Source organism: Methylotenera sp. 1P/1 (assembly GCF_000384355.1).
Taxonomy (GTDB): Bacteria; Pseudomonadota; Gammaproteobacteria; order Burkholderiales; family Methylophilaceae; genus Methylophilus.
The window spans coordinates 1,804,725-1,817,257 of sequence record NZ_ARWC01000001.1 but is presented as its reverse complement, the minus strand read 5'-3'; the positions used below and the strand labels follow the sequence as shown (position 1 = coordinate 1,817,257).

12 protein-coding genes are annotated in these 12,533 nt (G+C 47.8%); 5 read left to right on the top strand and 7 right to left on the bottom strand.

The features are described from left to right. Positions 1-130 precede the first annotated feature (130 nt). From metH to A3Q3_RS0108650, 4 genes are all read left to right on the top strand, one after another. Entirely contained in the window at positions 131-3,919 is a 3,789-nt protein-coding gene (metH, locus tag A3Q3_RS0108665) for a methionine synthase (protein WP_020183198.1), read from the top strand. 52 nt (positions 3,920-3,971) lie between these two features. Continuing rightward, positions 3,972-5,345, top strand: coding sequence for a UDP-N-acetylmuramate:L-alanyl-gamma-D-glutamyl-meso-diaminopimelate ligase (gene mpl, locus A3Q3_RS0108660; RefSeq protein ID WP_025225144.1), 1,374 nt, complete (start codon positions 3,972-3,974; stop codon positions 5,343-5,345). Between the two features lie 6 nt (positions 5,346-5,351). Further along, positions 5,352-6,335: an energy transducer TonB gene (locus A3Q3_RS0108655; protein ID WP_020183196.1), complete on the top strand. Its 984-nt coding sequence runs from the start codon at positions 5,352-5,354 to the stop codon at positions 6,333-6,335. Between the two features lie 164 nt (positions 6,336-6,499). Beyond that, positions 6,500-6,814, top strand: a complete 315-nt coding sequence (locus A3Q3_RS0108650) for a ferredoxin (RefSeq protein ID WP_020183195.1) — start codon at positions 6,500-6,502, stop codon at positions 6,812-6,814. Positions 6,815-6,825: 11 nt separating this feature from the next. Here the strand turns inward: A3Q3_RS0108650 and A3Q3_RS0108645 are convergent, their stop codons facing one another. Genes A3Q3_RS0108645 through ispH form a run of 4 tightly spaced genes read right to left on the bottom strand, consistent with a single transcriptional unit; the run spans position 6,826 to position 9,841 of the window. Further along, positions 6,826-7,254: an HIT family protein gene (locus tag A3Q3_RS0108645; RefSeq protein ID WP_020183194.1), complete on the bottom strand. Its 429-nt coding sequence runs from the start codon at positions 7,252-7,254 to the stop codon at positions 6,826-6,828. A 1-nt stretch (position 7,255) separates the two neighbouring features. Further along, positions 7,256-8,353, bottom strand: a complete 1,098-nt coding sequence (gene nadA, locus A3Q3_RS0108640) for a quinolinate synthase NadA (RefSeq protein ID WP_020183193.1) — start codon at positions 8,351-8,353, stop codon at positions 7,256-7,258. Positions 8,354-8,384: 31 nt separating this feature from the next. Beyond that, complete coding sequence (gene nudB / locus A3Q3_RS0108635) at positions 8,385-8,831, bottom strand: dihydroneopterin triphosphate diphosphatase (RefSeq protein ID WP_020183192.1); 447 nt, start codon at positions 8,829-8,831, stop codon at positions 8,385-8,387. A gap of 5 nt (positions 8,832-8,836) precedes the next feature. Further along, the gene (ispH, locus tag A3Q3_RS0108630; protein ID WP_020183191.1) at positions 8,837-9,841 is read right to left on the bottom strand and encodes a 4-hydroxy-3-methylbut-2-enyl diphosphate reductase; all 1,005 of its coding nucleotides are present in this window, start codon (positions 9,839-9,841) and stop codon (positions 8,837-8,839) included. A gap of 81 nt (positions 9,842-9,922) precedes the next feature. Between ispH and purU the strand changes: the two genes are divergently transcribed. After that, entirely contained in the window at positions 9,923-10,777 is an 855-nt protein-coding gene (gene purU, locus A3Q3_RS0108625; protein ID WP_020183190.1) for a formyltetrahydrofolate deformylase, read from the top strand. A gap of 58 nt (positions 10,778-10,835) precedes the next feature. Here purU and A3Q3_RS14460 read toward each other — a convergent pair whose 3' ends face one another. From A3Q3_RS14460 to A3Q3_RS14410, 3 genes are all read right to left on the bottom strand, one after another. After that, a complete protein-coding gene (locus A3Q3_RS14460; protein ID WP_020183189.1) occupies positions 10,836-10,976 on the bottom strand; it encodes a hypothetical protein in 141 nt (46 codons plus the stop codon). A 103-nt stretch (positions 10,977-11,079) separates the two neighbouring features. Further along, complete coding sequence (gene lysA, locus A3Q3_RS0108615; RefSeq protein ID WP_020183188.1) at positions 11,080-12,342, bottom strand: diaminopimelate decarboxylase; 1,263 nt, start codon at positions 12,340-12,342, stop codon at positions 11,080-11,082. 24 nt (positions 12,343-12,366) lie between these two features. Continuing rightward, positions 12,367-12,531 (bottom strand): lipoprotein, encoded by a 165-nt coding sequence (locus tag A3Q3_RS14410; protein ID WP_020183187.1) that lies wholly within the window; start codon positions 12,529-12,531, stop codon positions 12,367-12,369. Between the last annotated feature and the right edge of the window lie 2 nt (positions 12,532-12,533).

Genomic DNA, 12,533 nt, shown 5'->3' with positions numbered 1-12,533 from the left:
ATTGCAGATCTACATAGAATCACGCAGAAAACAGTACACAGCACACGCAGCAATCACACACAGTAAAAGTGCAAATGAATCCAACATGCTAAAATGTGCGCAGTTAGTCATATGGATTTGAAAGCACTTTATGTCGGGAAACAAAATCAGCGCTACGGAAACCCAGCTGCGTGCATTATTGGCAGAGCGTATTCTCATTTTGGATGGCGCGATGGGTACCATGATTCAGCAATACAAGCTGACCGAAGCCGATTATCGTGGCGAGCGTTTCGTCGACTTCAAAGCACCCATTGGTGAGCGTGAGTTGTTTGTCAAAGGCAATAATGAACTGTTGACCTTGACGCAACCGCAAGTGATTCAAGAGATTCATGAAAAATATTTGGCTGCTGGTGCCGATATTATTGAGACCAACACCTTTGGTGCAACCAGCGTAGCGCAAGACGACTATCATATGGCGCATCTTGTCTATGAGATGAATGTGGAATCGGCCAAGCTGGCCAAGGCGGCGTGCGTTAAATACAGCACGCCGGATAAGCCGCGTTTTGTGGCGGGTGCATTAGGCCCTACCCCTAAAACCGCAAGTATTTCTCCCGATGTGAATGACCCTGCCGCACGTAACGTCAGCTTTGATCAGTTGGTGGCTGCCTACTTGGAGCAAACGCGTGCCTTGGTTGAAGGTGGTGCGGATATCCTGATGGTGGAAACCATTTTCGATACGCTCAATTGCAAGGCGGCATTGTTTGCCATCGACACATTTTTTGAAGAAGTGGGCTATACCCTGCCCTTGATGATTTCGGGTACCGTGACCGATGCCTCCGGCCGTATTCTGTCCGGGCAAACGGTGACGGCATTCTGGCATTCTGTACGCCATGCTAAACCACTCACAGTGGGTTTGAATTGCGCGCTAGGTGCAACCTTGATGCGGCCTTATGCAGAAGAGCTTTCCAAAGTGGCGGATACTTTCGTCTGTATTTATCCGAATGCCGGCTTGCCTAACCCCATGAGTGATACCGGTTTTGATGAAACGCCGGATGTCACTTCCAGCTTAGTCAAAGAATTTGCTGTGAGTGGGTTTGTGAATATTGCGGGTGGCTGTTGCGGAACTACACCGCCCCACATTAACGCGATTTATAACGCCATTAAAGCGTTGCCTCCGCGCGCTGTACCGACACAGGTCCCGGTCACCAAATTGTCTGGATTAGAGCCTTTTATCATTGATGAAAATTCACTGTATGTGAACGTGGGTGAGCGCACCAACGTAACAGGTTCTAAAGCCTTTGCGCGCATGATTATCAACGAGCAATACGAAGAGGCGCTAAGTGTCGCGCGTCAGCAAGTAGAGAACGGTGCGCAAGTCATCGACATCAACATGGACGAAGGCATGTTGGATGCTGTAAAAGCGATGACGCATTTCTTGAACTTAATCGCATCCGAGCCAGATATTGCGCGCGTGCCGATCATGATTGACTCCTCAAAGTGGAATGTGATTGAGGCCGGCTTAAAGTGCGTACAAGGCAAGGCCATTGTCAACTCCATCTCCATGAAAGAAGGCGAAGCCGAGTTTTTGCGCCAAGCGACATTGTGTCGTCGTTATGGCGCCGCAGTGATTGTGATGGCCTTTGATGAAAAAGGCCAAGCCGATACCTATGCACGCAAAATTGAGATTTGCAAACGTGCCTATGATTTATTGGTGGGCATGGATTTCCCGCCAGAAGACATTATCTTTGACCCCAATATTTTTGCCATTGCGACCGGGATTGAAGAGCACAATAACTACGCGGTGGACTTTATTGAAGCTACGCGCTGGATTAAGCAAAACCTGCCGCATGCCAAAATTTCTGGCGGGGTTTCCAATGTGAGTTTTAGCTTCCGCGGCAATGATCCGGCACGTGAAGCGATTCATACTGTGTTCCTCTACCATGCCATTCAAGCGGGCATGACCATGGGCATTGTCAATGCTGGCATGATGGGTGTGTACGATGATTTGGCGCCGGAGCTCAAGCAGTGTGTCGAAGATGTGGTACTGAACCGCGTCACCGACCCAAATAACTTGCTTGCGCCGACTGAGCGCCTGATTGAAATCGCAGGTACGCTTAAAGCAGGCGGCAAGAAAGAAGAAGCCACTTTAGAATGGCGTGGCACCCCAGAGCACCCAGTCTCGGTGCAAAAGCGTTTAGCGCATGCCATGGTGCATGGTATTACCGAGTTTATTGTGCAAGATACGGAAGAAGCGCGTGTCGAAGTGATGCAAAACGGCGGCCGCCCAATCCATGTGATTGAAGGCCCGTTGATGGACGGCATGAACGTGGTGGGCGATTTATTTGGGCAAGGCAAAATGTTCCTGCCGCAAGTGGTGAAGTCAGCACGCGTGATGAAGTCCGCAGTGGCGCATCTCATTCCTTTTATTGAGGAAGAAAAAGCGTTAGAAGAAAAACGCACCGGCATTGTCGCTAAGCCCAAAGGCAAAGTGGTGATTGCCACGGTGAAGGGCGATGTGCATGACATCGGTAAAAATATCGTCAGCGTGGTGCTGCAATGCAACAACTTTGAGGTGGTGAACATGGGCGTGATGGTGCCCGCGGCCGAGATTTTAGCCATGGCGAAAGCGGAAAATGCCGACATCATTGGTTTGTCCGGCTTGATTACGCCCTCGCTTGAAGAGATGGCCTATGTTGCCAAAGAAATGCAGCGGGATCCGCATTTTTATGACCAAAAAACACCGTTATTGATTGGCGGCGCGACCACTTCACGTGCACATACTGCCGTTAAAATTGCGCCAAATTATGATGGCCCAGTGATTTATGTGCCTGACGCTTCGCGTTCAGTCTCGGTCATGCAAAACCTGCTCACGCCAGAAACCCGCGGTGCGTATTTGGCGGAGATTCAGGCCGATTATGAAAAAGCACGTGCTCAACACGCCAATAAAAAAGGTGTGCCGATGTTGACCATAGCCGATGCGCGTGCCAACAAAACCAAGTTGAGTTTTGAGGGTGAGTATGCGCCTGTGAAACCTAAGTTTATTGGCCGCCGCGTGTTTAAAAATATCGATTTAGCCTTAATCGCGCAATACATCGATTGGGGTCCGTTCTTTCAGACTTGGGATCTAGCCGGTTTCTATCCCGCAATCCTGACCGATGAAGTAGTGGGTGAGGCCGCCACCAAAGTGTTTGCCGAAGCGCAAGCCATGCTCAAAAAAATCATTGAGGGGCGCTGGCTTACCGCCAATGGCGTGATTGCTTTGCAGCCGGCCAACGTAGTCAACGATGATGACATTGAAATTTATACGGATGATACGCGGCAGGAAGTGGCATTTACCTACTACGGCATGCGCCAGCAAACCGTTAAGCCGGTGATAGAGGGTGTGGCCCGACCTAACCAGTGTTTGGCCGATTTTATTGCGCCAAAGGATACAGAGGATTACATCGGTTTATTCGCGGTGACGGCTGGATTAGGCATGGAAAAACGTCTGGCTGAGTACGAAAAGCAGCATGATGACTACAATGCCATTATGTTTAAATCATTGGCGGACCGCTTGGCGGAAGCCTTTGCCGAATATATGCACGAGCGTATTCGCCAAGATTTTTGGGGTTACGCTGCGGATGAAGCGCTCAGTAAAGATGCACTGATTAAAGAGGAATATGCTGGTATTCGTCCAGCGCCTGGTTACCCCGCCTGCCCAGACCACACAGTGAAAGCAGATATGTTTAAACTATTGCAGGCTGAGGAAATTGACATGCAATTGACCGACAGCTTTGCTATGTTGCCAGCGGCGGCGGTGAGTGGATTTTACTTTGCGCATCGCCAAGCTAAATATTTTAGTGTCGATAAAATTGGTATGGATCAATTAGAAGATATGGCCAAACGGCGCGGCTTAGAAAAAGCTTATTTAGAGCGTTGGTTGGCACCGAATTTGGGTTAATGGGTTTACATGGCAGGTCAGTTTTTATAAGCAAATATATTAAGGTTATCAATTGCATATTCATATATTAGGTATTTGTGGCACCTTTATGGGTGGTATCGCGGTGCTGGCAAAACAAGCCGGTCATACCGTCACGGGGTGTGATGCCAATGTGTACCCGCCCATGAGCACACAGTTAGAAGCGCAGGGCATACAACTGATTGAAGGCTTTGCAGCGGAGCAGACCAAACTCAATCCGGATATGTATGTGATCGGCAATGTCGTTACCCGTGGCAACCCGCTGATGGAAGCCATTCTGAATCAAGGCTTTCCTTATATTTCGGGCCCACAATGGCTGACGGAAAATGTGCTGCAAGGTAAATGGGTGCTAGCGGTAGCAGGCACGCATGGTAAAACCACCACTAGTTCTATGTTGGCATGGATATTAGAGTTTGCAGGTTTAGCACCAGGCTTTTTGATTGGTGGTGTGCCGGAGAATTTTGCTGTATCTGCACGTTTGCCGCAGGTGCCGACCCAAGACAAAAGCAGTATTTCCCCTTTCTTTGTGATCGAAGCCGACGAATACGACACGGCCTTTTTCGATAAACGTTCCAAGTTCGTCCACTACCGTCCGCGTACTGCCATTCTGAACAATTTAGAATATGACCATGCCGATATTTTTGAAGACTTGGCTGCCATAGAAAAGCAATTCCATCATTTGGTCAGAACCGTGCCGCAACAAGGCTTGGTCGTCCGCAATGGTAAAGAGGCGAGCCTGCAACGCGTGATTGATAAAGGTTGTTGGACGCCAGTAGAGCAATTTGGTACCGATGCTGATTGGCAAGCGACCAATGCCAGCGGTGATGGCCATTTTGATGTGCTATACCAAGGCCAGTTACAAGGCCGGGTGACTTGGGATTTGCTGGGTGAGCATAACCGCATGAATGCGCTGGCTTGTATTGCTGCCGCACGCCATGCAGGCGTGGCTGTTGCTACTAGTATTGAGGCACTAGGTGCGTTTAAAAATGTAAAACGCCGTATGGAAACCAAAGGCGTGGTCAATCAAATCACGGTATACGATGACTTTGCGCACCACCCTACCGCCATTGAAACGACGGTAGCAGGTTTGCGCGCCAAAGTAGGTGTCGCAAGAATACTGGCTGTGCTTGAACCTAGAAGTAACACCATGAAACTGGGCGTAATGAAAGATGCCTTGCCAGCCAGCTTAGCACAGGCAGATATAGTATTTTGCTACGGAGCCAATTTGGGTTGGGATGCTGCCGAAGCACTCAAGCCGATTGCACATAAGTCACACACCTTTGATGACTTAGATCAATTGGTCAATGCCATCGCAGGGATTGCCATTGCGGGCGACCATATTTTGGTGATGAGTAATGGCGGCTTTGGTGGCGTGCATCAAAAGATACTCGATGCGCTAAAGAGGTAATCAGGTTTGGCTGAGAAAAAACCACAGGCAGCTAAAGCAAGGACGATTGTGAACAAAAAGACTTCACAGAGTCCACTGATGATTGCTGTGTGGATTTCTGTGCTGGTACATTTGGTGGCGCTGAGTATCAAATTTCAGCCGGAGTTAAAGAAGTTTAAAGATAGCTTGCCTGCTTTAGAAGTGATGCTGGTGAACGCCAAAACCAAAGAGGCACCCAAAAAAGCAGAGGTGCTAGCACAAGCGAATTTAGACCGTGGCGGCAATACCGATGAAAATCGCAAGCTGAAAACGGCATTGCCTTCCCCTAATCAAAAAACACAAGAAGTGAAACTGCAACAGCACGCAGAGCCGCGCAGCGCATCAAAAGCGGCAAAATTGAGCGCAGAACAAATACAAGAACAAAAGCGTGTAGAAGCCTTGGAGAAGCAGGCGCAAGAGTTGATGACACAAATCAATGCGCTACAAAAAGTACAATCCAAACCCACACAGCAAGCGGCCGCAGCTACGCCGGAGACTGGCGAACAATCCGTCAAACTGAAAGCACTGAATACGCAAGATTTATTGGCATCGGCTAAAGAAATTGACCGCTTGGAGGCATTGATTGCCAAGCAGCAAGATGAATATCAAAAGCGGCCAAAGCGCAAATTCATCGGCGCACGCACGCAAGAATACCGTTACGCCATGTATATCGAAGCTTGGCGGCAAAAGGTTGAGCGTGTCGGTAACCTGAATTACCCAGAGGCAGCTAAACATCAAAAACTATATGGACAGCTGCAAATGACGGTCTCTATTAGAGCCGATGGTAGCTTGGAAGAGATTAAAATTAACCGCAGTTCAGGGCATAAAATATTAGATCTGGCAGCCAAGAAAATTGTGGAGTTATCTGCACCTTTTTCTGCGTTTCCGGCAGATATTAAGCGGGATGCTGACATTTTAAGTGTGACAAGGACGTGGACATTTACGCAAGAAGACGCCCTCTCCACCGAATAGGTCATTTAGTTTTTGCTTTTATGCTGCGTTGTTTTCGCTTACCGTACTCGCTGCACTGTTTGCGCTCAAACGCCTTGCCTAAAAACAAAAGCTAAATGATCTGATGCTGATGGCGAATAATTTTTCAATCAAACATATAGAGTTCACGAATAAGGTATCAACACATGACCAACCACTTTAAACACCATGTATTTTTCTGTTTGAATCAACGCGAAAACGGTGAAGATTGCTGCATGAACAAAGGCGCTGAAGCTGCATTTGACCATATGAAATTGCGCGTGAAAAAGTTGGGCTTAAATGGCGAAGGCAAAGTACGTATTAACCGTGCAGGTTGCCTAGACCGCTGTGCGCAAGGGCCGTTGATGGTGGTGTATCCAGAAGCGGTCTGGTATACCTTTGTGGACCACGAAGATGTGGATGAAATCATCGAGAGCCATTTAATCAATGGCAAAGTGGTTAAGCGGCTGGTGATAGAGTAAGTGCGATAACGTTAAGAAGATAAAGCACATGTCACATGTGCTTTTATTTTTTCAGTCAGCGTTTCTACTTGTAATGCAGTCAGTGGCTGTGCTTGGCTATTGTTTACTGCCTCGCCCCAATGGCTATTTGGAAAGTGCTTATCCGTCTCAAAACGTGGAATGACATGCCAGTGCATATGTGGTGTTTTGTTGCCTAGACTGGCTAGATTGATTTTGTCTGGCTGGATGACTTCGCGAATGGCGGTTTCAACCGCAAACACCACTTTCATGGTGCGGGCACGCGCTTGCGGCGCTAAGTCGGTCATTTCTTTCACATGTGCTAACAGTTCAACACGGCAATAAGCCGGATAGTCTGCATCTTGCAGTAATACCACTCGGCAAAAATCATCCTGCCAAAGAATGGCGTGCGGGCTGGATTGGCAAAGCGGGCAAGCGCTCATACTATGAGGCTTGTAGCATTCTATCTAGCGTAAGTTTAGCCAGTTCTGCTTCATGCTTGGGTACTTTGATTTGATTGACGATGTTACCTTCTGCTAGATTTTCCAAGCACCATGCCAAGTGCTGTGGATCAATACGCGCCATAGTAGAGCACTCACACACCACGTGGCTCATAAACTGCACATGTTTACCTTGCGGCTTCATTTGCTCGGCCAGACGTGTGACTAGATTTAACTCGGTGCCCACCAGCCATTTGGTGTTGGGTGGTGCCTCACTTACGGTTCTGAGAATGTACTCGGTAGAACCTACATAATCTGAGTTTAGGCAAACTTCAAACGGTGCTTCCGGGTGAGAGATGACAAAGCCATCCGGATGCAACTTCTTAAAATGCTCGATATTTTGTGGGCGGAACATTTGATGCACTGCGCAATGCCCTTTCCATAACAGGATTTTGGCATTTTTGATTTGCTCTACCGTTAAACCACCCAATGGTTGGTCTGGGTCCCATACAGGCATTTGCTCTAAGGGGATGCCCATTTTATGGCCGCTCCAGCGTCCTAAGTTTTGGTCTGGAAAGAACAGTACCTTCTCGCGTTGTTTAAAGCCCCACTCCAATATTTTTGGCGCATTGGTGCTGGTACACACAATGCCGCCATGTTCGCCACAGAACGCTTTTAAATCTGCAGCAGAGTTAATGTAGGTAATCGGCGTGATTTCCTCATCAAAGTTCAGTACTTTGTTAAGCTCGCGGTAGCTGCGTTCTACTTTGGCCAAGTTGGCCATGTCGGCCATGGAGCAACCTGCTGCTAGGTCAGGCAAGATGACAATCTGCTCAGGGCGGCTCAAAATATCAGCCACTTCTGCCATAAAATGCACGCCCAAAAACACAATGTATTCAGCATCTAAGCTCTCGCAATACTTAGATAGTTTGAGCGAATCACCGGTGTAATCGGCATGGCGGTACACGCTTTCATGCTGATAATGGTGACCAAGAATGACTAAGCGTTTGCCCAGTTTTTCGCGCGCAGCCAGAATTCTGGCCTGACAATCGTCGTCCTTAGTGGATTGAAATTTCTCAAATTTAATAGTGGCGGTTTGCATATCTATCAATTAAAAATGTATACCGTCTATTTTACAAGTTAAGTCCATGTCTTTCACCTAATCTTTTCAGTGCATCCACATTGGTCCAAGAGAATACGCGTTGCGCCGCCTCCCGCCAATCTACCCAAACGTATTGCGTGTGTTCATCCGGCGCAAGTGTAATCGGCAAAGCACTCGGCAGCATCAGGCCAAATAAGTGCTCAATGTTTTCGGTAACGCCGGCAGCATAGCGGTAACGCCAGTGCGGATAAATTTCGTAGACGTTGCTAGTGTGCCAATCTTGAAAATTGTAGGCTAATGCATCCAGCCCAGTCTCTTCTTTCACTTCACGAACCGCCGCCTGCTCTGGTGTCTCGCCTAACTCGATACTGCCTGTCACCGATTGCCAATAGCCCGGTTTGTCTGCACGCTCCATGATCAGCACCTCTAATGCAGGCGTGTGGATGAGTACAAGTGCAGATACGGGAATCTTATGCATCTGGCTTAAGTCGTTTTTTGCGTCACTTTGCTCGGTGCATTCACCAAGTTTTTAGGCAATTGAAACACGACGCTTTCCACCACACCCTGTAGTTCATGGACACCTTGCGCGCCAAATTGTTGCAATTGCGCAATCACTTCTTTCACTAAAATGTCTGGTGCGGAAGCGCCAGCAGAGACACCGACTTTCTGCTTGCCAATCAACCATTCCTGTTTTAAGTAACTGGCATTGTCGACCATATAGGCTTCTACACCTTGGTTCTGCGCAACCTCACGCAAGCGATTGGAGTTGGAGCTATTGGGAGAACCTACAATAATCACCAAGTCACAGTCTTTGGCCATGATTTTGACGGCATCTTGACGGTTTTGTGTGGCGTAGCAGATGTCATCACTTTTGGGCGATTGGATATTAGGAAAACGTGTTTTGAGGGCATGAATCACTTGCGCCGCATCATCCATCGAGAGTGTGGTTTGCGTCACAAACGCTAGTTTCTCACTGTCTTTGACAGCTAATGCGACAACGTCCTCGGGCGTTTCAACCAGGTACATGCCCTGCTTGCTGGGGTCGCCCTCTACTTGGCCCATGGTGCCTTCCACTTCCGGATGCCCTTTATGGCCAATCATGATGATTTCCAAGCCTTCTTTGCGCATTTTGGCCACTTCGATATGTACTTTTGTGACCAATGGACAAGTCGCATCGTAGGCGGTTAAGCCGCGTGCCTCGGCCTCTGCACGCACGGCTTTAGAGACGCCATGGGCACTGAAGATGACTGTGCTACCAGTGGGAATCTTTTCCAAATCATCTACAAAAATAGCGCCTTTTTCACGCAACTGGTTCACCACAAATTTGTTGTGGACCACTTCATTGCGCACATAAATAGGGGCGCCGAATTTTTCTAGCGCTTGTTCTACAATGATAATGGCGCGATCAACCCCAGCGCAAAACCCACGTGGGTTGGCGAGCACAATATTAGGCTGGCTAGACTGCTCTGATGGACTCGTTTGACTCATGCTTGTTTACTCTCGTTTATCAGTGTACGGTTGCATCGGGTATAATCACACCAATTTATTGATGGCTGACCTACGATTGCGATGAAAAACACTGCAACACTGCTTATTACTTGCCCAGATGCCAAAGGCATCGTGGCCTCGATTGCTGATTTTCTGTACCAGCACAATGCCAATATTTTACACGCAGACCAGCATCAGGATGCAGAAAATAATCTGTTTTTGATGCGCGTGGAATGGGACTTAGCCAATTTTAATGTGGACGAAGCTGCGTTTGGCCAAGCGTTTGCGCCCATTGCAACCAGATTCAATATGACTTGGCAATTGAAATTGTCACAGCACAAAACGCGCGTGGCGATTATGGTGTCCCAATACGATCATTGCCTAGCTGACTTGCTACATCGCCACAAAAGCGGTGAATTGGCCTGTGAAATCCCGCTGGTGATTAGTAACCACCGTGATACGGAAGCGCTAGTGAAGTTTTATGGCATTGATTTTCATTATATTGCGGTGACCAAAGAAAACAAAGCGGAGGCCGAAGCGGCGCAATTTAAATTGTTTGCTGATTACAATATCGACTTAATCGTATTGGCGCGCTATATGCAAATCTTGTCACCCGATTTTGTGGCGCGCTACCCGCAAAAAATCATCAATATTCACCATTCATTCTTGCCTGCATTTATTGGCGCACGCCCCTATCATCGCGCGTTTGAACGTGGCGTGAAGTTGATTGGTGCAACCAGTCATTATGTGACTGAAGTGTTGGATGAAGGCCCGATTATTGAGCAAGACATTGACCGTATCTCGCACCGCGACCAAGTGGAAGATTTGATTCAAAAAGGGCGGGATTTAGAGCGTGTGGTGCTGTCCAAAGCTGTGCGCTGGCATATTGAAAATCGTATTTTATTGTATGCGAATAAAACGGTGATTTTTGATTAGTGTGTGAGTGGATATGAAAACGAAAAAGCGAGCTTTATGCTCGCTTTTTTATTTTGTGTTATTCCGTTGCTGGAGCATCCAATGGTGGAATCGCTGGTTCGTCCACAGGCGCAATTTCAGGTAATGGCGCATCGTCGGCGAAAGCAGGTAAAGCGTTAAATGTCATGATAGCAAACAACAATACGAGCAAACTTTTCATTTTATCTCCGTTGTTTATAGTATGAACATTGATAGTTTTTTAAGCGATCAATTGCTTAAACGTAAAATCTACGCCAATCACACCAAACCTGCAATATCTGGAGTTAAGGGATTAATTTTTCCAATGAAAACAACTGCTTCACTTGTTCGCGCTCGCGAATCAAGTGATGTTTATCGCCATCTACCATGATTTCTGCGGCACGTGGACGCGTGTTGTAATTGCTGGCCATACTCATGCCGTAAGCACCAGCAGATTTGACCGCTAGCAGATCGCCTTCTTCAAGATTGAGTGTGCGGTCGCGCCCAAGAAAGTCACCGCTTTCGCAAACTGGCCCAACGATTTCATAGGTGCGTGCTTCTCCATCGCGCGGCTGGACGGCAACAATATCGTGATAAGCATCATACAAGGCTGGGCGCATCAGGTCGTTCATGGCAGCATCGACAATCGCAAAGTTTTTAGGCTTGTCTGCGTCGTCCAAATTGCCCATTTTGAGATATTCCACTTTGGTCAGCATGACACCGGCATTGCCTACTAATGCGCGACCGGGCTCAAATAATACTTTGACGTTGCGGCCAGCCAGTTTTTGCAAAATAGCTTGCGTATATTCAGCAAACGCTGGTGGTGCTTCATCCGAATAAGTAATGCCAATGCCACCACCCACATCAATATGGGTAATGTGTATGCCTTTGCTTTCCAAATGGTCGACCAAGCCAAGTACACGATCCAGCGCATCTAAAAACGGTGAGAGTTCAGTAATTTGCGAGCCAATATGGCAATCTACCCCATGCACCGCAATGTTTGGCATGGCTGCCGCTTGCTCATACAGCGCAATTGCGCTCTCAAACGCCACACCAAATTTATTATTTTTAAGTCCGGTAGAAATATAAGGGTGTGTTTTTGCATCTACGTTAGGATTCACCCGCAAAGATACAGGCGCGACTTTGCCCATCTCGCCTGCTACGGCATTGAGTCTGTGCAGCTCACTTTCGGATTCAATGTTGAAACATAAAATGCCAGCATTCAATGCTGCGCGCATTTCTTCATGACTTTTTCCCACGCCAGAGAACACGACTTTTTTCGGATCGCCACCAGCCGCTAGCACGCGCGCGAGTTCGCCACCAGATACGATGTCAAACCCAGCGCCTAATGTGGCAAACAAATTCAGAATGGCCAAACTAGGGTTCGCTTTCACAGCAAAGCAAACCAGATGGTCCGCTTGCGTCAGCCCTGCCTGAAATTGCTTGAATGCATTAGTCAAAGCCGCTTTGGAATAGACATAGCAAGGCGTTTGATATTGCTCGGCAATGGTAGTTAAGGAAACTTGTTCGGCACATAATGTGCCGTTTTTAAAATGGAATGAACTCACGATAATGGCTTATATAAATAGAGGTTAGTAGCTGGAAGCAGGTGCCGGCGCTGCAGGTTGAGGTGCAGTTTCTGGGGTGTCTTGCGGATATTGCTGCTCAGGAATATAGAGCGGCCCTTTAGTCCCGCAGGCAGTAAGCAGCATGAGTAAGGCAGAGAAACAGGCTATTTTGGTATAAATATCACGCATGG